This window comes from Noviherbaspirillum sp. UKPF54, from assembly GCF_007874125.1.
GTDB lineage: Bacteria > Pseudomonadota > Gammaproteobacteria > Burkholderiales > Burkholderiaceae_D > Noviherbaspirillum.
In genome coordinates this window covers 4,081,611-4,102,413 of the sequence record NZ_CP040128.1, presented here as the reverse complement: position 1 = coordinate 4,102,413, position 20,803 = coordinate 4,081,611, and the positions used below count along the sequence as shown (strand labels likewise).

Genomic DNA, 20,803 nt, shown 5'->3' with positions numbered 1-20,803 from the left:
TCAAATCGACACCTTCAGCCGCACGAGCGCCGCCTGCAAGGCCCTCACGGTGCGCAACAAGCCGGCCGGCATCCGATATGCCGCGTAATGCAGCGAGCGCGGCAGGTCGACCCGCATGCGGCCGTGCCCGATCGCCTCGGCCAGCGCCAGCCCGCCGTTCGGGATCACGAAGGATTGTCCCGGCTTGAGAAAGATATCGGCCGGCTGGTTGCAGGCGGTGATCCACACGATGCCGGCGAGGCACTGCACGCGGCGGCCGCGGGCGCCGACAAGACGCAGCGGATAACCTTCATGCAGTTCGCATTCGACCCCGCTCTGGGTTGCTGCCAGTATCTTCGGTTGCATCGCATCGCTCCTTTCGTCTGTTGAGGTACCAGCGTACGGGCAAGCGTGCGGCGGCGACAGGCGCAGCGATTCGAAATTGTTACCATCACAGCTGGCGCGCCTGCAAACTGTACTGGTCGAAAATGCATCGAACTGTATCTTGGTCGCGGGTGCGCGCCCCTGCAGAATGAATCCATGCCCGCCCAAGCCAACCTCTATGAAAACCTGGCCGACGAACTCAGCGCGTTAATCGCGAACAAGGTGTTCGTCCCCGGCGACCGCCTGCCGTCGATCCGCCACCTGTCGCAGCAAAAGCGCCTGTCGATCAGCACCGTGATGCAGGCGCTGCGGCTGCTGGAAGACCGCGGCCTGGTCGACGCCAGGCCGCAGGCCGGCTTCTACGTGCGGCACCGGGCACGCAGCCTGATCGCCGTGGCCGATACGCAATGCGTGAAGGAGCCGACCCATGTCGGCATCAACAACCTGCTGATGCGCGTGCTGCGCGCCAACAAGGCGCCGGGCACGCTGCAGCTGGCGCTGTCGTGGCCGCCGGACGAACTGCTTCCGGTCAAGCGCATGCAGCAGGTGATGAGCAGCGTGGCGCGCCGCCGGCCCGACATGCTGACCCAGGATGGCTGCTTCGACACCAACGAGCCCAACTTCATCCGCCAGATCATCCGCCGCGCGCTCGACTGGGGCCGGCTCAACCCGCGCGAAATCATCGCCACCAATTCCTGCACCGAGGCGATCTCGCTCGCCCTGCGCGCAGTGGCCAGGCCGGGCGACACCATCGCGATCGAGTCGCCCACCTATTTCGTGCTGCTGCAGCTGATCGAGAGCATGGGCATGAAGGCGCTGGAAATCCCGACCGACCCGGTCACCGGGCTGTCGGTCGACGCGCTGGAACTGGCGATCCGCGAAGGGCTGGTGCAAGCTTGCCTGTTGGTGCCGAATGCGAACAATCCGCTCGGTTGCATCATGCCCGACGAAAACAAGAAGCGCCTGGCGGCGCTGATGACGCAGTACGACATCCCGCTCATCGAGGACGACGTGTACGGCGACCTGTGCTTTTCCTCGGAGCGGCCATGGCCGGTGAAGGCGTACGACGATAGCGGCCACGTGCTGCTGTGCTCGTCGTTTTCCAAGGTCGTCAGCCCCTCGGCGCGCGTGGGCTACGTGGTGGCGGGGCGCTACGCGCAGCAGGTCGCGCTCTTGAAGAATGTCGCCTCGGGCGGCACCAACCATTACTTTCAGGCGGTACTGGCCGATTTCATCGGCAGCAGCAGTTACGACAGCCAGGTGCGCAAGATGCGGCGCGCCATGACCCGGCGCATCGCGCGCATGTCCGACGCGGTGTCGGAATTCTTCCCGGCCGTCTGTTCGGTATCGCAGCCGCAGGGCGGCTTCGTGCTGTGGGTGCAGCTGCCGGAACAGGTCGACGCGCTGCGGCTGCACGAGCGCGCCATCGCGCATCGCATCGCGTTCATGCCGGGTCCGCTGTTCTCGGCCTCTGGCAAGTTCGGCAATTACCTGCGGCTCAATTGCGGCAACGAATGGAGCGCGCAGATCGAAGAGGCAGTCAAAACCCTGGGCGCGCTGGTCCACGAGCGGCTGGACGAATGGGCCGCATAGACACCACTGGCGCCGGCAGTGTCGCGCCGCGGGCACGCCCCGGCCGCCTTTCGCGCCGGGGCGGTACAAAGTGCTTTCATATCTTCCCGAAGCATAGGCATAATTGACGTACGGCAACTATGCCATCCGTGCAGGCGAGGATATTTCGCCTGGAAACGAAGCCATGACCTACCACTCTCCGTCGAACATTGCCGACCTGCATTTCCTCGTAGCCGAAGATGACGAATTCCAGCGGCGCTGGCTGGTCGTCATGCTGGCCGGACTGGGCGCGCAGCATATTGCCGAAGCAGAAAACGGACAGGTCGCGCTCGGCATCCTGCAAGACAAGAGCAGGCGCATCGACATCAGCTTCATCGACCTGAACATGCCGGGCATGGACGGCATCGAGCTCATGCGCCACTTGGCCAAGGCCGAGCACCAGGGCGCAGTGGTACTGGTCAGCGCGCTCGGCTCGGCGCTGCTGTTTTCGGTCGAGACCATGACCAAGGCCTACGGCATCAACCTGCTCGGCGCCTTCGAAAAGCCGGCCACGCCGGAAATCCTGCAAGACGTGATCGGGCGCTACCAGCCGCCGCACGCGCACGATGGCGCTGCCAGGAAAGCCCTGCCGGTGCTGCGCCTGGAAGACATCCGCCAGGGATTGCAGGAGCAGCAATTCGAACCGCTGTTCCAGCCGAAGGTGGAACTGGCCACCGGCAAGGTCAAGGCGGTGGAAGCCTTCGCCCGCTGGCGCCATCCGCAGTACGGGCTGGTGCCGGCGGCGGCCTTCATCCCGATGCTGGAAGCCAGCGGCCACATGGACGAGCTGACCTCGGTGATGGTCGAGCAATCGATCGCGGCCTGCCGCGCATGGCAGGATCTCGGCCTGCTGCTGGCGGTGTCGATCAACCTGTCGGCCAGCTCGCTGGCCGAATCGGGCCTGGTCGAGAAAATCGTCGCGCTCGCCGCCCGGTACGGGGTGGCGCCCTGCGACGTGACGTTCGAGATCACCGAAATCATCGCGATGACCGACGTGCCGGTCTGCCTGGAAAACCTGGCGCGGCTGCGCATGCGCGGCTTCGGCCTGTCGATCGACGATTTCGGCACGGCGCATTCGAACCTGCAGCAGCTGTTGCGCATCCCTTTCCTCGACCTGAAGATCGACCGCTCGTTCGTCGCCGGCGCCGCCCGCAACAAGCAAATGCACCTCGCGCTCAGTTCCTGCCTGGAGCTGGCGCGCAAGCTGCGGCGCAATTCGGTGGCGGTCGGCGTGGAAACGCGCGAGGACTGGGACTTGCTGCGCGACCTGGGCTGCACCTATGCACAGGGGTATTACATCGCCAGGCCGATGGAGCGCGACGCGGTGCCGGCCTGGGTCGAGGAGTGGTCTCAGTTTTTTTGAGCGGGCGAAATTTCCGGCAAGGCAAACTCGACCATTCCTTGCCTGCCGCTGCCGAATTGAGCGAGATAGCGCTACACTGGGAGGTTACCGACCTCTCGCAGCAGCATGCATCATGAAATTCGCCCATCTCATCGAGATCAACGACCCGCTCAATCCCCTGATCGAACCGCTGTCGCGCAAGCAGCTGTGGCGCGGGCTGGTGTTACGCGCGGAAACGCCGCAAGCCTTCATCCCCTGGCTGGACAACTGCGTCATCCTGGACCGGACCGAAACCACGCTGGTGCGCATCTCGCACTACGGCGACGTCACCGTGCATGACAAGGTGGTGCTGCACCCGCAGGAACGGGTGGTCTACCAGGTGCCGCAGCAAAAGGATATTCCGGCGTCGAGCCTGACGATGACGATCGAGGAGCCGCAGCCGGGCGCATTCTTCGTGCGCTTCGAATACGACGACGGCGCAAGCGACGCCGACGACAGCGCGCAGGCGATGTACAACGACTTTCGCCGCTCCGCCTACGAGGAAGCCGACATCGACACGATACGCACGATCCGGCAGATGGCCGAAGAAGGCCAGCTCGACTAGCCAATCAAGCCCCGTCCCCGCGCGGGCGGGAACAGGGCTGAATCAAGACACAGGCTTCAATGCGGGCGGCCGGTGACTTTTTCGGCGCCGTAGCGCACCGCGTCCTTCACCTTGTCCCAGGTGCTTTCCGGATGCTGCGTTTCCCAGTCGCTGCGCAGCTGGGGCTCGACATCCTGCCACTGGTAATTCTTGAAGCGGCCGCTGCCGGCCATGGTCGAGCCATAGCGATAGGCGGCATCGTAGTCTTCATAGCGCCCGCCCGTGGTGCCATAGGCGTTTTGCCAGTGACGGCGGTAGTCGGCATCGTCGACGCTGGCGGTCGTGTCGGCATAGTCGGTGCGCCGGGTGCTGCCCGCGCCGAGCTGCTCGACTTCGACATCGGTGCGGCGCACGGTATCGTTGACCTGTTCCGTGCGCTGCGTCGTATCCTTGCCGACCACGACTTCCTCGACCACGCGCGCGGTCTTCGACACCACCGGCTCTTCTGCCATTTCGCGCACTTCGACCGAACCTTCCTTGAAGGCGGCGAGATCGGCCTCGGTGGCAGGCTGGTCGACCGCATGCCGCTGCACATCCACATGCTCTTCGCGTAGCTGCACCGATTCCTGCACCGGCTTTTCGGTCACGCGCTGGTAGACGCGCACGCCGCCGCGCTGCACTTCACGCTTGCCGACGCGCAGCTGTTCCTCCACCACCGGGATGCGCGTGCCTTCGGTGCCGGCGGTCTGATCCGTGCGCAGGTTCGTTGCGGCCGCCTGGTTCATGTCCGTGGTGCTGCGTGCCGCATAGGTGCCGCGCTCGCGTTCGATTTCGGCATCGGTCAGCATCGGCGCGCTTTCATCGTAGCCGGCCCAGCCCTGGCTGCGCCAGTGCGATGCGCGCTCGTCGATGTCGACCGGATCATGCCGGTTCATGATTTCGGTGGCGCGGTCGCGCATGTCCTCGCTGGCCGCATCGACGGTCAGCACGCAGCTGCCGCGGCGCACCGCTTCCGAATAAATGTCGCGATGCTCGCGGTGCTCTTCCAGCCCGAACAGAGAGCGGAAAAAGTGGCCGATGCCCGACTCGCCCGTATCCTCGCGCCCGCTGACGGCGGTCTGGGAGCCGCTCGTCGCCTGTTGGTCGAGATGCACGTCCTCGCGCGAAAAACCGGCAGCGAGCAATTCATTCATCGCGCTTTCTGCCTGGGTATAGCTGTCATACACGCCTACAACGGTGTTTTCCATGATCAGTCTCTCCTAATTAACAAGATCATCCGGCAGTCCCGCCCGAGCATGTGTTGCCGCTTCCATGCCGAGTCCGCTGCCGCGACTTGAATCTGCTTCACAGGCATAAGCCGTGCCTGCCTTGCGCTTACTGCGGTGTGTGACCGGCGCCTTCGTCGAAACGCTCCACTGCGACTTGTTCCGACCTCAACACCACGCTTTGCGGCTCGCGCACTTGGTGCTGCCGTCGCGTGATGCGCACCTCTTCCTTCAACAGCAGCTGCTTTTGCACCATCAGCACCTCTTCCAGCACCGGCACGACCAGCGTGTCGCCTTCGTAGCGCGCCTGAGGCGGTGCCGCCTCCTGCACGATCTGCCCCACCGGCACATGCTCGACCACCAGCTCGTCACGCCGCAGCGGTTCGTCGAGCAGACGTTCGCGCTCGGCCACGGTCTTGTGCAGGCGCACACCGCGCCCGGTGTCGACGATGCGCTTTTCCACCTGCATCTGCTCTTCCAGCACCGGAAAAGACATCTGCACCGCAGCATCCGAACCGATGTCGAAGGTGAAGGGCAGGCGGAACGTGCCATCGCTCTCGCTCGCCAACAGGCTCACCGGCACCAGCACCCGGGTACCGCCGTCGATGCGGATCCACGCCTGCTCTTCGGCGCCGACATGCTGGGTTGAAACTATCGCCGCCTGGTGGCCGGCCGCATCGATCACCCGCGCATTGGCCAACGTCCCATCGGACAGATGCGTGCTGCCGTTATCGTGAAAATGCGCCATGGGCTGCATCCATTCAGTCGAAAGGGGAATCCGGACATGCAAGTAGCAGGCCGGGCCGCTTGCGCTGCTGCCGGCGCGCGCCGGGGAAGACGCCATCCATTTTTACCAACCGTGCGGAAAAACTTACACTGGCACCGCTCGCGGCAGCCTCCGAACTAATGCGCCGATGCATGTTCATATCTTCTTTAATCGCAGCAAGCCAACAGGAGGCAGCCATGAGCAGCACCATCATTGCAGGCCGGTTCCAGCAGCAAACCGAGGTCGACGACACGGTGGCGGAACTGCTGCGCGCCGGGTTCGCGCGCGAGGACATTTCCACCTTTTTCGTCAATCCCGCGGGACAACACGACACTTACCCGATCGGCGGCGACCGCATGGAGTCGCCCGGCGCGGAACAGTCGCGCAAGGGGGTGGCGACCGGCGCCGCCGTGGGCGCGGCCGCCGGTGTTGCCGCCGCTCCATTTCTCGGGCCGGTCGGCGCCGTCACCGGCGGCCTGGTCGGTGCGCACGTCGGCGGCTTGGTCGGCAGCATGTCGCAGATGAAGGAAAAGGAAGACAGCGGCGTCCCCCTGGATGCGCAAGACCCGCGGGCGCAGCGCCAGTCGGGCATGCTGGTGGCGGTGGCCGTGGCCGACGGCGCGCAGGAAGATCAGGCCATCCATGTGCTGCGCGCGGCGGGCGCGGTCGACATCGAGCGCGCCCAGGGCACCATCGCCAACGGTGACTGGAGCGATTTCAATCCGCTCGACACGCCGGACCTGATCGGCACTCCGCCGCAGGCGCCGCGCGATGCCGGAGCGGGCCGGCGCCTGTAGCGAAGAAGCAAAGCGCTAGCCGTCGATGTGCGCGATGAGCGGCAGGTGGTCGGACGCCACCCGCGCCAGCGGCGTGGCATGCACCTCCACATGCACCAGGCGGTGGCGCGGCCGGATCCAGATGCGGTCGAGCGCGAACACCGGGCGGCGCGACGGGAAGGTGGCCGGCGCCGGCACGGCCTGGAAATGCGACACCAGCCACTTGAGCGTGCGGCCCCAGGCAAACCATTCGTTGATATCGCCCAGCAAAATGACCGGCATTTCGTCGGTGTCGAAGACTTGCAGCAGGCGGCGGATCTGGTCGCGCCGTTCCGCCGGGCGCAGGCCGAGGTGGGTGGCGATCACGCGCAGCATGTGCCCGTGGCAGTCGAGGTCGGCATCGAGCGCGCCGCGCGGTTCGCGGCTGCCGAACGACAGGTCGATCATGCGCATCGACAGGATCGGATAGCGGGACAGCACCGCATTGCCGTAGCGCCGCTCGGGCGTATCGCAGGCCGGCCCTTCGGCCGCGGCATAGCCGGTGGCCTTCTGCAGCGTGGTCAGTACGTTGGGCGTGCGGCTGCCGCCAAGCGGCACCTCTTGCAGGGCGATCACGTCGGCATTGATTTCACGCAGCACCGCGCCCACCCGCTCGGGCGCGAAGCGGCCGTCGCAGCCGACCGCGCCATGGATATTGTAGGTGGCAATCGTCAACGGCCACGGATCGAGGTCGGGTGCGGCCGGCGCAGGTGCCATGTGCTGCGCTGGCGTCGCGGGAGCGGTCAGCGTGTCCGTCATGCCGTGCGGTCCTCCTTGCGTTTGAGCAGGCGCTGCAGGCCCACCGCCAGGCCGATGATCAACAACGCCACGCCCGCCAGCACCGCGACCGTTCCCGCGCTCGGCCGGCGCACCGCTTCTGCCAGGTGATGCACGAAGGTGACCGTCATCATGATGCCGGGCGCCATGCCCATCGTGGTGCCGATCATGTAGTCGCGAAAGCGGATATGCGAGGCGCCCGCCACCATGTTAACCACCGTAAAAGGCGCCACCGGCAGCATGCGGATGACCACCATCGCCAGGATGCCGCGCCGGGCGATGCGCTGGCTCAGGCGGTTGATGCGCGGCCCCACCAGCCGCTGCACCGTGTCGCGCCCCAGCCAGTGGCCGACGCCGTAAGTCACGGCCGCGCTCAGCAGCGTGCCGGCAATGGCATAGATCGAACCGTTCAGCGGACCGAACACGATGCCGGTCACGGCGATCAGCAGCGTCACCGGCACCACCAGCAAGCCCGCCACGACATAACTGCCGAGCACCGCCAGCGGCGCCAGCGGAAAGCCTTCCAGTTCATGCGCGTAGCGCACCAGCGATTCGAGGTTGATCCATTCGCGCAGCGGCGTGAAGCGCCACACCACCGCCAGGAGGGCCAGCGCGATGGCCAGCATGCCCAGGCCGATCAGGCGCGCCGGCAGCGGCTTGCTCGCTTCCCGCGGCACGAATTGCGTGACCAGCTCGTCCGGCTCGATCGGCCGCTCGGGATCGAACAGGGCTTGTTCCGGAATGAGCGAGTCGAGTTCGGGCGCCACGACCGGATCGAGCCGGCATAGCGTGCGGTCCGAATGCCGCAGCGCATCGATGGCGCGATGCAGGCTCCCGTGCGCCGCGATGGCTTGCTGCACCTCTTGCGGCGTGCTGTCGAGATGCTCGGCCAGCAGGCGGTTGCGCAAATGGGTAATGGCGGCGCGAATGCGGTCCCGCTGCGGCCCGTCGCCGCTCGCCTCGATGACGAGGTTGCATTCGGTATCAAGCGCCATCGACCGGTTGGAGAGATTGGCCGACCCGATGCAGAACAGATCGTCGTCGATCGCGAACACCTTGCTGTGCACGTTCAGGCACTGCTCGCGCAGGCCGGGAATCTGCGGGCAGGCCATGCGGTAGCGGCCATGGCGGTCGGCCTGCCGCAGGCGGCGGTGCACGCGCGCGCGCAGCACCCCCATCGTCACCTGCTCGAGCCAGCCGCTCTGGGTCTGGGGCGACACGATCAGCACTTCCGGCCCGTCCGGTTCGGCCAGGCGGGCGGCGAGCGCATCGGCGATCATGCCGGAGGTGAAGTACTGGTTTTCGAAAAACAGGCTGCGGCGCGCGGCGGCAATCGCATCCAGATGCAGCTGCCGCACTTCATGCACGCCGGGACGGCCCTCGAATGCCGGCTCGGTGCGCGCGATGGCCACGTCGATGTCGGTCAAGTCCGGCACGACCTGCGCCGGCCAGGGATCGTGCGCCGCATCCGGCATCACCTCGCGCGGCGCCACCGGCTCGTGGCCGGTCGCGGCGCGCCAACGGGCACGCGCCAGTTCGCCCAGGGCGCGCGCGGCGGCGCCGTCGACCAATGCCTGCACGTCGTGGAACGGCGCATGCGGCCGGCCGTCGCTGTCGCGCCGGCGCGGTTCGCGGCAGGCGTGTTCCGGCGTGTCCCAGCGGCTGCGCGTCAGGTCGAGGCCGCCGACGAAGGCCACGCTGTCGTCGATCACCACCACTTTCTGATGGTGCGAGCCGCCGATCGGATGCTGCCCGTCCATCTTGAATTCGAGGCGCCGGTGCGTGCGCCAGTCCAGCTTATAGACCGGCAACCATTCGCGTTCCAGCGCATACAGCATCGCGAAGTCCCAGTTGAGGACGTAGGCATGCAGGTCGGGGCGCGCGGCGACGATGGCGTGCAGAAAATCGCCGAGCGGTTCGGGACAGCCGTCATTGGCGCCGTGCGGCACCAGCCATACGCGGCTGTCGATATCCCAGCTCAGGATGAAGATGCTATGGCGGGCGCGGCGGATGGCGGCGCGCACCGCGCAAAAATAGGCATCCGCGTCGACCAGCATGGAAAAGCGCCGGGCGCGCTCGATGCGCCAGCAATTGCGTCCCGGTTGCAGGACAGCGGCAGTGGAATGATCGGAAAGCGATTCGCGCAAGCAGCCTCCTATGCCGAATGGAAACGAGACTTGTGTTTCATTCGACGCGGACAGGCGCGCTTAGTTTCTGCAACAGTCCTGCAAGTGGCAGGCCGTCAGTCGCGGCGGTCGTTTTCCGCCAACCCGGTTTTTTGTCCCGGATGCAATTGCTGGTGCGGCGGCGTCGTGGCCGGCGTTCCCTCCTTATCGCTGGGCTGGAGGGAAATCATCGAGCAGGCGGCGGCCAGTTGTTGCGCAAAGACAGGGTTGAGCAAGGTCTTGGCGCGCGATTTGGTCAGGCGCGCATTCACTGGCAGCAAGTCGTTTCTGCCGGGCTTGTCGAGCCGGTGCCATTGCAGCGTACCGCGCCCGAGCGTCAGCTCGGCTGGCACGCCGGCCGGCGATGCGACCCGGTTGCCGGCCACGGTCACGCTCGCCTTATCGGCGGCGACAGTGCCGGTCAGCGTGGGACCGCCTCCAGCACCTCCTCCGCCATCTTCCATCTGTGCCGCGCCGGCGGTGGCGACCAGGTGCGAACCGCACAGCCGGTCCTGCTTCTGGAACAGTTCGAGAACGAAATGGCCGCACCTGGCCGGGTCATTCCTGACGCCGGAAGGACAAACCAGGGCCGTCCATACGCCACTGAAATCGCCCTGCGCCGGCGCGGCGATGACAGTAGACGACAGGAACCATGCGGGAAGAAGAAATAGGTATCGCATCGTGCTCACCCCTCGGATGCACTCACTGTAGGACATCAGGCAGATGCGGCGTTGCGGCTGCTTAAAGTTTCAGAGCGTGTCTGAGGCGCCCGGCAAGCGCGGTCGGCGCCGCTTGCCAGATCGAACGCCGATCAAATATCGACCGGATCGACTTCCAGCGACCATTTCACGCGCGTCCTGCTCTCGCGCAGCGTCGCCAGCCATACCTTCAGGAACGCCTGCAGCGCCGGACGCGACGCCGACTCCACCAGCAGCTGGGCACGGTCGACGTTGGCCACACGCGTCATCGTCATCGGGATCGGGTCGTTGATCGTGATGCCCGGATGCGCGACGCACTCGGCCGCCTGCTGCAAAAAGTCGAGCGCGGTCTGCAGTTCCCGCGCCTCGGCGCGCAGCAGCGCCTGGTACAGGAAGGGCGGCAATCCGGCCTGCGCGCGCTCCTCCAGCAAGCCGGAAGCGAAGCGGTCATAGTCGTGCGCCATCACCGCGCCATACAGCGGATGCTGCGGATAGCGCGTCTGCACCAGCACTTCGCTGGCGTTGCCGCCCTCCTTTTGCGCAGCGCGCCCGGCGCGGCCGGCCACCTGCATCAGCTGGGCGAACAGCCGCTCGGACGCGCGGTAATCGTGCGAAAACAGGGCGGTGTCGGGATTGAGCACGCCGACCAGCGTGAGGTTGCGGAAGTCGTGCCCCTTGGCCACCATCTGCGTGCCGATCAGGATGTCGACGTCGCCCCGGTGCACCGCCTCGAAGGCCGCTTGCGCGCTACCCTTTAAGCGCGTGGAATCGGCGTCGATGCGCAACAGGCGCGCCTGCGGAAACAGGCGCTGCAAGCCCTCCTCGACGCGCTGGGTGCCGCGCCCGAGCGGCTGCAAATCGATATTGCCGCAGGTCGGGCAATGCTTTGGAATGCGCTGCTCCAGGCTGCAGTGGTGGCAGCGCATGCGGTGCTCGGGCTTGTGCAGCACCATGAAGGCGGTGCAGCGCGGGCAGTTGCCGATCCAGCCGCAGGCGTCGCAGGCGAGCACCGGCGCGTAGCCGCGCCGGTTCAGAAACAGCAGCGACTGCTCGCCGCGTTCCAGGCGCAGCTTCACGGCCGATATCAGGGTCGAGGTCAGCCCCTCGGCCGGCTTGTCGCGCTCCATGTCGATTAAGCGCACGCGCGGCAGCACCGCGTCGCGCACGGCGCGCTCGCGCAGCTCCAGCTTGCGGTAGCGGCCGGACTGCGCATGGTGCCAGGTTTCCAGCGACGGCGTGGCCGAGCCCAGCACGATCGGAATGCCGAGCTGGCGCGCGCGCCACACCGCCAGGTCGCGCGCCGAATAGCGCAAGCCTTCCTGCTGCTTGTACGACGGGTCGTGCTCTTCGTCGACGATGATCAGCTTCAGGTGCGGCAGCGACGCCAGGATCGCCAGCCGCGTGCCGAGGACGATGCGTGCCTGCCCCTGATGGGCCAGCAGCCAGTGCTTCAAGCGCTCGCCTTCGGCCAGGCCGCTGTGCAGCGTGGCCACGGCCACGCCGGGAAAGCGCGCGCGCACATTGCTTTCGAGCTGAGGCGTGAGATTGATTTCGGGGATCAGGATCAGCACTTGCGCCGCGCCCTGCCCGTCCTGCGCCAGGACCTGCGCGGCGGCATGCAAATACACTTCGGTCTTGCCGCTGCCGGTCACGCCATACAGCAGGGTCGGCGCGAATCCTTGGGCGCCGGCGATGGCATCGGCGGCGGCGCGCTGCGCGTCATTCAGCACAGGCATGGCGCGCGGCGCCGGATCGTTCGTGCGCTCGGCTTGCCCGATCTTTTTCAGCGCGCGGTCCAGCGAAATCGTCTTTTCCGCGCGCAGGTTTTTCGGCAGGCCCGGCACGGCGACCTCGCCCAGCGGACGCTGATAATAGTCGGCCGCGAAAGCGCACAGTGCCAGCCATTCGGGCGACAACGGCGCGAGCTGGCTGCGCACGGCGATCGCATCCTTGAGCTTGTCGGCGGGGACTTCGGTCTGGTCTTCGACGCCGACGATCAGGCCGACCACCTTGCGCTGGCCGAACGGCACCAGGGCCAGCTGGCCGGCCTGCGGTTCGCCTTCGCCAGTCCAGCGATAGTCAAACCAGCGGTCCAGCGGGGTGTCGAGCACGATGCGAAGAATGCGATGGGTCACAAACGGCGTAATGTAATGATTGAAAAATTCGGATAAATCCTAGATTTGTAAGGATTTTTCCAGCTATCCACAAACTCTGTGGATAACTTTGTGGACAAGCCCCTCTTGACAGCCAGAAACACCAGCGTTCATGCGGGTTTTAACAAATTGCCCATTTGAAAAGCAGGAAAAATTACTTTTCAAATCAATGACTTAAAAAATCGCCTTGATGGCAAAAAAATATTTCGCGGAAAAAATTTGTTGCATCTCTTTAGATTCTATGCAAGTTGTTGGTGTGAATAAGTTGTGTCGGCGTGGCGTCTTTTAGTTCCGGCGCTCTGACTTCGCGCACATTGATGTGGGCAAAACCGCTTACATCTTCGTCAACAAATTGCACCGCTACTTTTTCTCCCTTGACATTGCGAAGCGTGTCAAGAGAGGGCATTGCATCAAGGGAATGAAATAGACGGATTGAAAACTTAATGCGTTTTTTCAGAAAGTGATCTAACTACCCGTTTCATAAGCGCTTTTTTAACTATCCACAAACTCTGTGGATAACTTTGTGGACAAGCCCCTCTTGACAGCCCGCGAACCCAGGTTTTATGCGGGTTTCGATAAAATGCTAAATTGAAAAGCAAAAATTAAGTCGTTTGAAATCAACGAGTTATAAATCGAATGCGGGCTGGAAAAGTAGATAAAAATAAATTTTCGTGCTGCAATGCACAAGCGCATCTCTGTGAATAAACCACTTTAAGTTGGTCCGTTTCTGTTCACCCGAAGACACATTTTGCATGCGGGCAGTAACCACTTGGCATCAGGTGGACGCACGCATTTCCCGGCTCATCTGGTGCACGGCATCGACCAGCACGGCGACTGCTTCCGGCGGGGTGAATTGCGAAATGCCATGGCCGAGGTTGAACACGTGCCCGGCACCGGCCTGCGGCTGGCCGAACGATTCCAGCAGCCTGCGCACTTGCGCCCGGATCTGCTCGGGGCCGGCAAACAGCACGTTCGGATCGAGGTTGCCCTGCAGCGCCACCTTGTGCCCGACTTTCGCCCGCGCCTGCCCCAGGTTCACCGTCCAGTCCAGCCCCACCGCGTCGGCGCCGATGCCGGCGATTTCCTCCAGCCACAAGCCGCCGCCCTTGGTGAACACGATCGCCGGGATCTTGACGCCGTCATGCTCGCGTTTCAGTTGCGCCACCACCTCGCGCATGTAGGCCAGCGAAAACTGTTGATAAATGCCGTCGGCCAGCGCCCCGCCCCAGGTGTCGAAGATCATCACCGCCTGCGCGCCTGCCTCGATCTGCGCATTCAGGTAAGCCGCCACCGCTTGCGCATTGGTCTTGAGGATGTGGTGCATCAGGTCGGGACGGTTGTACAGCATGGTTTTCACGGTGCGGAAGTCGTCCGAGCCGCCGCCTTCGACCATGTAGCAGGCCAGCGTCCACGGGCTGCCGGAAAAACCGATCAGCGGCACCCGGCCATTCAATTCGGTGCGGATCTGGGTGACGGCGTCGAACACGTATTGCAGCGCGCCCGGCGGCGGCGCCTGCAGCGCCATGACCGCCTTCTCGTCGCGCAGCGGGCGCTCGAATTTCGGGCCTTCGCCTTCGGCGAAATACAGGCCCAAGCCCATGGCGTCGGGCACGGTCAGGATGTCGGAAAACAGGATGGCGGCGTCCAGCGCGTAGCGATCCAGCGGTTGCAGCGTGACTTCGGTGGCGAAGTCCGGGCTCTTGGCCAGGCCCAGGAAAGAGCCGGCGCGACGGCGGGTGGCGCAGTATTCGGGCAGGTAGCGTCCTGCCTGGCGCATCAGCCACAGCGGCGTGTACTCGGTCGGCTGGCGCAGCAAGGCGCGCAGGAAAGTGTCGTTCTGGAGGGGAGCGAATTTGGCGGTCATGGCATCTCTTTCATGAATCCGCCATTATCGCCGACCTGCTGCTGATCCAGATCACGAAAACTCGATGCTTTTGAGCAAAACCGCGAAAAACGCTTCAGCTTGAAAAACCCTATCGCTATAGTGGCAATTCTTTGTTTAATTTAACAAAAAGCAATTTCCTGCCGTTCGCATTCAGCGGGCGAAGAGGAGCATGGCATGCGCCGACAGATTACTGCCTGCGTCGGATTGCTGTTGGGCCTGGCAAGCCCGTTGTTATGGGCATCCGCTTTCAGCGTTGTCTTCATTAATCCGGGCCGGTCGGACGAACCGTTCTGGCGCAGCGTCACGCGCTTCATGCAGCCGGCGGCGCAGCAGCTTGGGATTGAGCTGGAGGTGCTGTATGCGGAGCGAGATCATCTGAAAATGATCGAGCTGGTCCAGCAGGTGACGCAGCGCCGCCGCAAGCCGAATTACCTCATGATCGTCAACGAAAAGCTGGCCGGCGGCGAAATGCTGAAGCTGGCCGACCGGGCGGGCATCAAGACACTGGTGACGTTCAGCACCTTCGAGGGCGCGCAGGTGGCGGAATTCGGCCAGCCGCGCCAAAAGTACCGCAACTGGATCGGCTCGCTCACGCCGAGTGCCGCCGAAGCCGGGCGCTTGAGTGCTTTGGAGCTGGTGCAGCAGGCGCGCAGGCTGGGTGTGGTTGCCAGCGACGGCAAAGTGCATGTGGCGGCGATCGCCGGCGACAAGGCGACGCCGACGGCGACCCAGCGTCTGGCCGGCGCTGTCCGGGCATTCGCAGGCGATTCGTCGGTAGTGCTGGAACAAGTCGTATATGGCAACTGGGACCGCGCCCGCGCGCGGGAACAGGCGCAGGCGCTGATGCTGCGCTATCCACAGTTGAATGCATTCTGGGCGGCGAGCGACCTGATGGCTTATGGCGCGATGGAGGCTGCTGAAGCTGACGGGCGTACAGCGGGCCAAGACCTCCTGTTTTCCGCTATCAACAACTCACCGGAGGTGCTGCAGGCGCGCCTGGACGGTCGCATCTCGGCATTGGCGGGCGGCCATTTTGCCGCCGGCGCGTTCGGCCTCGTGATGTTGTACGACTATCACCATGGCCGGGATTTCAGAAGCGAAGGATTGCAGTTGCGGCCACAGCTGTTCCTGCTGCTCGACGAGCGGCGTGCGCGCGTATTTCTGGAGCGTTTCGGTAATGAGGATTTTTCATCGGTGGACTTCCGCCGGTTCTCCAAGCACCTGCGCCCGCGGTTGCGCCGCTACCGGTTCAGCCTACGGCGGGAGCTGCAATGAACAGCGACGCCGATCTCGCCAAACCGTTTCGTCCTCTGCGCCGCCAAGTGGTGGCGTGGGCGCTGTTGTACAGCGTGCTTTTCACGCTGCTGATGACCGCGGTATTAATCGGGATTAATTACGTGGACGAGCGCGAGGCTGCGCTCGAACAGTTGCGGTTTGCCGCCGCCAGCTATCGCAAAAGCCTGGCCAACAGCGTGTGGGACTTGGACATGCCGGCGGTGCGTCTTCAACTCGACGCGCTGGCGAATTTTCCGATGGTCGGGCATGCGACGCTGAGCACGTCGATCGGGCAGACCATTCAGGTCGGCAAGCAGGCCGCCGATGCGGAGGGGGCGCTGACATGGCAGGAAGCCTTGTTCAGCCCGGAACGGCCGGATCAGATAGTGGCGCAACTGCTGTTGCATGTCGACCGCCACGCTTTCCTGCATCGGCTCCAGGTAGACGCCGTGCGCGTGCTCGGCGCCGAAGCCGTCAAGGGGGTGGCGTTCGGCCTGCTGATGGCTTGGCTGATCAGTACCCTGGTCACGCGCCACCTGTCGCACATGGCCGGCCAGGTCTCGCTGTTGCGCCCGACCGCACTAGGCCGCTCGATCGTGCTTGATCGCGCCCAGCGCCCCTATCGTGACGAGCTCGACCAGTTATGCCATGCCTTCAACGGGCTGCACGGCCAACTGTCCGGCTACATCAACCGGCAGCGCGAACTGGAAATGGAATTGCGCACCCATCGCGACTCGCTGGCCGGTATGGTGGCCGAGCGCACCCATTCGCTCGAGCGCCTGCGCAGCTTTCATGCGCTGGTCATTCGCGTGCTGACCCGATTCATCAACCTGCCGCCGGCGCAGGCTAGCAGCGCAGTTGACCATGGCCTGGGCACATTCCGTGAATATTTTTCGGCCAGCCGCTGCCTGCTGTTGACGCATGACCGCCGGCGGCGCGGCTTCAGGGTTGAAAACGGATGGCCGGCGCCGCGCATGCATGGCGTCCAGAACGACGTTTTCCTGTCCGAGGAAATGCTTCCACGGCGTCTGCTCGCAAATCACCAGTCGCGCGTCTGGCTGTGCGGCGATTCGGGCGACGGCGACGCACGCCTGCTGACATTGTTTGGAGACGACGCATATACACTGGTCGGCGTGGAGGTTCACGGCAACACCATCGGCCTGCTCGCCCTGACCGGATGCGTCATTGCTCCCGACAGCGAAAAGGCAGGGCTGCTTGAACTGGCGGCACGCGTGTCGGCCAACATGCTCGACCACAAGGCCGCGCAATTGAACCTGCTGGAGGCCCAGCAAGCGCTACAACGGGCCAATCGGGAACTGCACCGGCTATGCCGGCACGATCCGTTGACAGGACTAGCCAATCGACGCCACTTCGACGACATCAAGGATGTGGAATTCCGCCGTGCCTTGCGCAGCGATGCGCCGCTGTCGGTGCTGATGTGCGACATCGACGAATTCAAGCGCTACAACGATACCTACGGCCACGCGCAGGGCGATCGCTGCCTGACAGCTTTGGCGGCCGCCCTGACCCCGCTGTTTCGACGTGTCGACGAGGTACTGGTGCGTCTGGGAGGGGAAGAATTCGCAGTGCTGCTGCCCCAGGTGGACACCCGGCAGGCCCTGGAGTTGGCCGAACGCGTACGGCAAGCCGCGTGGGACATGAACCTGCCGCATGAATCGTCCAGCGTGGCAGACCGGGTGACGGTCAGCGTCGGCGTGGCGTCTCTCAAGCCGGGACGACACAAGGATTTCGACATGCTGCTGCAGGAAGCGGACCTGGCCTTGTACGGCGCGAAGGAAGGCCGCAATCGCGTCATGCTGTCGGCGTAGCGCTGCCAGCTATGGCGGCGGTAATGCGCTTAACCGGCATGGGTTGCTTGCCCGCCGAGATGCGAAAGACATGCATCCGCCAGCAGCTTGGCCCAGGCAGCACAGCCTTTAGCCGACGGATGATAGCCGTCCACGGCCAGCATGCTCGTGTCGCGTACCGCCAGTTCGAGCGGTACGTACAACGCGCGCGGCAGGTGCGGCGCCATTTCGCGTGCGGCGGCGTCCAGTGCGGCGGATTTGAGACCCATGACCCAGCGTAGTGGCTGCGGCAGCGCGGGGAAATGGGCGACCGGCGGCACGCCGGACAGCAGCAGCAAGCGCGGGGCGCAGCGCGCGTCGACAGCTTGCAACAATGCACGCAGATCGGACTGCCAGCGGCGTACCGGATGAAACGCGGTGGTGTCGTTGACGCCGAACGCCACCAGCGCGATATCGACCGCCTGCGCGGGAATGGAGGGCACGACCTGCTGCAGCGCCTCGCGCACGGTGACGCCGTTGCTGCCGCAGGCACGCCAGTGGACGGCCCTCTGCAGGCGTACCGCCAAGACGCGCGCCAGCTGGCCGGTGATCGCTTCTTCATGCGTGGCCACCCCCACCCCGGCCACCGGCGACTCGCCAACCGTCAGCAGAGACAGTGGCTCGCCTGCGCCGGTGCCGGCAATACCCGCGCATGGCCCGCCCGCTTCGGGCAGGCGCGGGGTGATGCGGCGCGTGCGATGCCCCTGCGCGATCAGAACGGGCAGCAATGGCAGTGCAATCAGTTCAGGCAGGTAGCGGCGCAACTTGGCGGGCATTCAACGCATGACGAACGCATGTTCGATCTTGATGCACTTGTCCATCACCACGGCCAGGCCAGCGGTCTCTGCCTTGGTGGCGGCGGCGTGATCGATCACGCCCAGCTGCATCCATACGCAGCGCGCGCCGACGGCAATCGCTTCGTCGACGACCGGCGCCACGTGTTCCGACTTGCGAAAGCAATCGATGATGTCGATTCGCGCGCCTGCGCGCATGACTGCATCGGCGGCCTGCGTCAGCGTGCCATGGCAATATTCGCCGAGGATATGTTCGCCCGCGTGCGTCGGATTGACCGGGACGACACGGTAGCCGTGCAGCTGCAGGTACTTGGCCACGCCGTAGCTCGGGCGTTCTGGTTTGGTGGAAAGGCCGACCACCGCGATGGTGCGGCTTTCGGTGAGCAAGGCTCGAATCGCATCTGCATCCAGCATCATGGGAATCCCGCGTCACATAACGACACAAAACGAAGTTTCGGTGCAGGCGACGCATGCGCGCAGGCCGGGCGGCGAGCACGCAGTAGGCGCCAAAACAAAAAAAGGCAGCCGAAGCTGCCTTTCATTGTACTGCCTGCATCATCAGCGTTTCTTGCGCAATTTCTCGATCGCTGCCAATTGTGCGATCGCGGCGGCCAATTCAGCCTGCGCTTTCGCATAATCGATTTTCGAGTCCTTGTTCGACAACGTTTCTTCCGCCAATTTCTTCGCTTCGGTCGCCTTTGCCTCGTCCAGGTCGTGACCGCGGATCGCGGTATCGGCCAGCACGGTGACGCCGTTCGGTTGCACTTCGAGAATGCCGCCGGCGACGAAGACAAACTCATCTTCCGCCTGGCCCGGCACCTTGATGCGCACCGCACCCGGCCGAATGCGCGTGATCAGCGGCGTGTGCTGGGGATAGATACCCAGCTCGCCCGCTTCACCCGGCAACGCGACGAACTCGGCTTCGCCGGCGAAGATTTCTTCTTCGGCGGAGACGACGTCTACGTGAATAGTGTGTGCCATGTTAGAACCTTTGTTGTTCGTCTGAAGACCAGACCGCTTAATTGCTCCCCTCCGCTAGGAAGAGGAGCTAACCGGCATTACTGGATCTTCTTGGCTTTTTCGATTGCTTCTTCGATCGTGCCGACCATGTAGAACGCTTGTTCCGGCAGGTGATCGAGTTCGCCGGAGGCGATCATCTTGAAACCCTTGATCGTATCCTTCAGCGAAACGTACTTACCGGGCGAGCCGGTAAACACTTCAGCAACGTGGAACGGCTGCGACAGGAAACGCTGCATCTTACGAGCGCGCGCCACCACCAGCTTGTCTTCCGGTGCCAGTTCGTCCATGCCCAGAATCGCGATAATGTCGCGCAGTTCCTTGTAGCGCTGCAGCGTGCCCTGAACGGCGCGTGCGGTCTCGTAGTGCTCGGCGCCGACCACGTTCGGGTCGAGCTGACGCGAGGTCGAGTCCAGCGGGTCAACCGCCGGATAAATACCGAGAGCTGCGATGTCACGCGACAGAACCACGGTCGAGTCCAAGTGCGCGAAGGTCGTCGCCGGGGACGGGTCGGTCAAGTCGTCGGCTGGCACGTACACTGCCTGGATCGAGGTGATCGAACCGGTCTTGGTCGAGGTAATACGCTCTTGCAGACGGCCCATTTCTTCGGCCAGCGTCGGCTGGTAACCCACCGCGGAAGGCATACGGCCCAACAGCGCGGACACTTCGGTACCGGCCAGCGTGTAACGGTAGATATTGTCGACGAAGAACAGAACGTCCTTGCCTTCATCACGGAACGATTCCGCAATGGTCAGACCGGTCAGCGCCACGCGCAAACGGTTGCCCGGCGGCTCGTTCATCTGGCCATACACCATCGCGACCTTGGAGTTGCCCAGGTTCTCGAGGTCCACAACCTTCGAGTCCGCCATTTCATGGTAGAAGTCGTTACCTTCACGGGTACGCTCACCCACGCCGGCGAACACGGACAGACCGGAGTGCGCCTTCGCGATGTTGTTGATCAGTTCCATCATGTTCACGGTCTTGCCCACACCTGCACCGCCGAACAGACCGACCTTACCACCCTTGGCGAACGGGCACACCAGGTCAATAACCTTGATGCCGGTTTCCAGCAACTCTTGCGACGGGGACAGCTCGTCGTATTGCGGAGCCTTGCGGTGGATCGATGCGGTCGTTGCTGCATTGACCGGACCACGCTCGTCGATCGGGTTGCCCAGCACGTCCATGATGCGGCCCAGGGTTGCCGGACCAACCGGCACCGAGATCGGCGCGCCGGTGTTCTTGATCATCATGCCGCGGCGCAGACCTTCGGAAGAGCCCAGCGCAATGGTACGGACCACGCCGTCACCCAGCTGCTGCTGCACTTCCAGGGTCAGCTCGGAGCCTTCCATTTTCAAGGCGTCGTACACCTTGGGCATCGCGTTACGCGGGAACTCTACGTCCACCACGGCGCCGATACACTGAACGATTTTGCCATCAGCCATTTTCG

General features: G+C 64.1%; 19 protein-coding genes. 6 read left to right on the top strand and 13 right to left on the bottom strand.

All coding sequences use genetic code 11. The features are described from left to right. A complete protein-coding gene (locus tag FAY22_RS18950; RefSeq protein WP_146332079.1) occupies positions 1–345 on the bottom strand; it encodes a DUF2917 domain-containing protein in 345 nt (114 codons plus the stop codon). A 174-nt stretch (positions 346–519) separates the two neighbouring features. On the opposite strand from FAY22_RS18950, the gene FAY22_RS18945 reads away from it, so the two are divergent. From FAY22_RS18945 to FAY22_RS18935, 3 genes are all read left to right on the top strand, one after another. Further along, entirely contained in the window at positions 520–1,956 is a 1,437-nt protein-coding gene (locus FAY22_RS18945) for a PLP-dependent aminotransferase family protein (protein ID WP_146332077.1), read from the top strand. Between the two features lie 163 nt (positions 1,957–2,119). Then, positions 2,120–3,337 (top strand): EAL domain-containing protein, encoded by a 1,218-nt coding sequence (locus FAY22_RS18940; RefSeq protein WP_146332075.1) that lies wholly within the window; start codon positions 2,120–2,122, stop codon positions 3,335–3,337. Positions 3,338–3,449: 112 nt separating this feature from the next. Continuing rightward, positions 3,450–3,920 (top strand): SRPBCC family protein, encoded by a 471-nt coding sequence (locus tag FAY22_RS18935; RefSeq protein ID WP_146332073.1) that lies wholly within the window; start codon positions 3,450–3,452, stop codon positions 3,918–3,920. 56 nt (positions 3,921–3,976) lie between these two features. Here FAY22_RS18935 and FAY22_RS18930 read toward each other — a convergent pair whose 3' ends face one another. The 3 genes from FAY22_RS18930 to FAY22_RS18920 all read right to left on the bottom strand — a co-directional run bounded on the left by FAY22_RS18930 (position 3,977) and on the right by FAY22_RS18920 (position 6,144). Further along, entirely contained in the window at positions 3,977–5,146 is a 1,170-nt protein-coding gene (locus tag FAY22_RS18930; protein WP_146332071.1) for a YsnF/AvaK domain-containing protein, read from the bottom strand. Between the two features lie 127 nt (positions 5,147–5,273). Continuing rightward, entirely contained in the window at positions 5,274–5,912 is a 639-nt protein-coding gene (locus FAY22_RS22470; RefSeq protein ID WP_246860569.1) for a YsnF/AvaK domain-containing protein, read from the bottom strand. Between the two features lie 13 nt (positions 5,913–5,925). Beyond that, positions 5,926–6,144, bottom strand: coding sequence for a hypothetical protein (locus tag FAY22_RS18920; protein ID WP_146332070.1), 219 nt, complete (start codon positions 6,142–6,144; stop codon positions 5,926–5,928). Here FAY22_RS18920 and FAY22_RS18915 point away from each other — a divergent pair. Continuing rightward, positions 6,128–6,727, top strand: a complete 600-nt coding sequence (locus tag FAY22_RS18915; RefSeq protein WP_146332068.1) for a hypothetical protein — start codon at positions 6,128–6,130, stop codon at positions 6,725–6,727. The two genes, FAY22_RS18920 and FAY22_RS18915, sit on opposite strands and share 17 nt — an antisense overlap. Positions 6,728–6,742: 15 nt before the next feature. Here the strand turns inward: FAY22_RS18915 and FAY22_RS18910 are convergent, their stop codons facing one another. From FAY22_RS18910 to hemE, 5 genes are all read right to left on the bottom strand, one after another. Further along, complete coding sequence (locus FAY22_RS18910; protein WP_246860778.1) at positions 6,743–7,462, bottom strand: endonuclease/exonuclease/phosphatase family protein; 720 nt, start codon at positions 7,460–7,462, stop codon at positions 6,743–6,745. Between the two features lie 38 nt (positions 7,463–7,500). Next, a complete protein-coding gene (locus FAY22_RS18905; protein ID WP_246860568.1) occupies positions 7,501–9,669 on the bottom strand; it encodes a VTT domain-containing protein in 2,169 nt (722 codons plus the stop codon). A gap of 95 nt (positions 9,670–9,764) precedes the next feature. Further along, positions 9,765–10,367, bottom strand: a complete 603-nt coding sequence (locus tag FAY22_RS18900; protein WP_146332064.1) for a hypothetical protein — start codon at positions 10,365–10,367, stop codon at positions 9,765–9,767. Positions 10,368–10,498: 131 nt separating this feature from the next. Further along, positions 10,499–12,520 (bottom strand): primosomal protein N', encoded by a 2,022-nt coding sequence (locus tag FAY22_RS18895; protein ID WP_146332062.1) that lies wholly within the window; start codon positions 12,518–12,520, stop codon positions 10,499–10,501. 793 nt (positions 12,521–13,313) lie between these two features. Continuing rightward, positions 13,314–14,402: a uroporphyrinogen decarboxylase gene (hemE, locus tag FAY22_RS18890; RefSeq protein ID WP_146332060.1), complete on the bottom strand. Its 1,089-nt coding sequence runs from the start codon at positions 14,400–14,402 to the stop codon at positions 13,314–13,316. Between the two features lie 195 nt (positions 14,403–14,597). Here hemE and FAY22_RS18885 point away from each other — a divergent pair, with 195 nt between their 5' ends. Together FAY22_RS18885 and FAY22_RS18880 are read left to right on the top strand one after the other, a co-directional pair. Further along, the gene (locus FAY22_RS18885) at positions 14,598–15,698 is read left to right on the top strand and encodes an ABC transporter substrate-binding protein (protein WP_146332058.1); all 1,101 of its coding nucleotides are present in this window, start codon (positions 14,598–14,600) and stop codon (positions 15,696–15,698) included. Continuing rightward, a complete protein-coding gene (locus tag FAY22_RS18880) occupies positions 15,695–17,527 on the top strand; it encodes a GGDEF domain-containing protein (RefSeq protein WP_146332056.1) in 1,833 nt (610 codons plus the stop codon). Before FAY22_RS18885 ends, FAY22_RS18880 begins: the two co-directional genes overlap by 4 nt. Positions 17,528–17,556: 29 nt before the next feature. Here the strand turns inward: FAY22_RS18880 and FAY22_RS18875 are convergent, their stop codons facing one another. The 4 genes from FAY22_RS18875 to atpD form a co-directional block, all read right to left on the bottom strand. Next, positions 17,557–18,321 (bottom strand): SGNH/GDSL hydrolase family protein, encoded by a 765-nt coding sequence (locus FAY22_RS18875; RefSeq protein ID WP_246860567.1) that lies wholly within the window; start codon positions 18,319–18,321, stop codon positions 17,557–17,559. Continuing rightward, positions 18,322–18,756, bottom strand: a complete 435-nt coding sequence (locus FAY22_RS18870; protein WP_146332054.1) for a CoA-binding protein — start codon at positions 18,754–18,756, stop codon at positions 18,322–18,324. It abuts the gene before it with no gap. Between the two features lie 141 nt (positions 18,757–18,897). Continuing rightward, positions 18,898–19,320 carry a F0F1 ATP synthase subunit epsilon gene (locus FAY22_RS18865; protein WP_146332053.1) on the bottom strand — a complete coding sequence of 141 codons (423 nt, stop codon included), beginning with the start codon at positions 19,318–19,320 and terminating at the stop codon, positions 18,898–18,900. A 77-nt stretch (positions 19,321–19,397) separates the two neighbouring features. Beyond that, positions 19,398–20,798, bottom strand: a complete 1,401-nt coding sequence (atpD, locus tag FAY22_RS18860; protein WP_146332052.1) for a F0F1 ATP synthase subunit beta — start codon at positions 20,796–20,798, stop codon at positions 19,398–19,400. Positions 20,799–20,803 lie beyond the last annotated feature (5 nt).

Coding starts and splice junctions, on each gene's coding strand:
- FAY22_RS18950 (WP_146332079.1), bottom strand. CDS start 345: ATGCAACCGAAGATACTGGCAGCAACCCAGAGCGGGGTCGAATGCGAA.
- FAY22_RS18945 (WP_146332077.1), top strand. CDS start 520: ATGCCCGCCCAAGCCAACCTCTATGAAAACCTGGCCGACGAACTCAGC.
- FAY22_RS18940 (WP_146332075.1), top strand. CDS start 2,120: ATGACCTACCACTCTCCGTCGAACATTGCCGACCTGCATTTCCTCGTA.
- FAY22_RS18935 (WP_146332073.1), top strand. CDS start 3,450: ATGAAATTCGCCCATCTCATCGAGATCAACGACCCGCTCAATCCCCTG.
- FAY22_RS18930 (WP_146332071.1), bottom strand. CDS start 5,146: ATGGAAAACACCGTTGTAGGCGTGTATGACAGCTATACCCAGGCAGAA.
- FAY22_RS22470 (WP_246860569.1), bottom strand. CDS start 5,912: ATGGCGCATTTTCACGATAACGGCAGCACGCATCTGTCCGATGGGACG.
- FAY22_RS18915 (WP_146332068.1), top strand. CDS start 6,128: ATGAGCAGCACCATCATTGCAGGCCGGTTCCAGCAGCAAACCGAGGTC.
- FAY22_RS18920 (WP_146332070.1), bottom strand. CDS start 6,144: ATGATGGTGCTGCTCATGGCTGCCTCCTGTTGGCTTGCTGCGATTAAA.
- FAY22_RS18910 (WP_246860778.1), bottom strand. CDS start 7,462: ATGGCACCTGCGCCGGCCGCACCCGACCTCGATCCGTGGCCGTTGACG.
- FAY22_RS18900 (WP_146332064.1), bottom strand. CDS start 10,367: ATGCGATACCTATTTCTTCTTCCCGCATGGTTCCTGTCGTCTACTGTC.
- hemE (WP_146332060.1), bottom strand. CDS start 14,402: ATGACCGCCAAATTCGCTCCCCTCCAGAACGACACTTTCCTGCGCGCC.
- FAY22_RS18885 (WP_146332058.1), top strand. CDS start 14,598: ATGCGCCGACAGATTACTGCCTGCGTCGGATTGCTGTTGGGCCTGGCA.
- FAY22_RS18880 (WP_146332056.1), top strand. CDS start 15,695: ATGAACAGCGACGCCGATCTCGCCAAACCGTTTCGTCCTCTGCGCCGC.
- FAY22_RS18875 (WP_246860567.1), bottom strand. CDS start 18,321: ATGCCCGCCAAGTTGCGCCGCTACCTGCCTGAACTGATTGCACTGCCA.
- FAY22_RS18870 (WP_146332054.1), bottom strand. CDS start 18,756: ATGATGCTGGATGCAGATGCGATTCGAGCCTTGCTCACCGAAAGCCGC.
- FAY22_RS18865 (WP_146332053.1), bottom strand. CDS start 19,320: ATGGCACACACTATTCACGTAGACGTCGTCTCCGCCGAAGAAGAAATC.
- atpD (WP_146332052.1), bottom strand. CDS start 20,798: ATGGCTGATGGCAAAATCGTTCAGTGTATCGGCGCCGTGGTGGACGTA.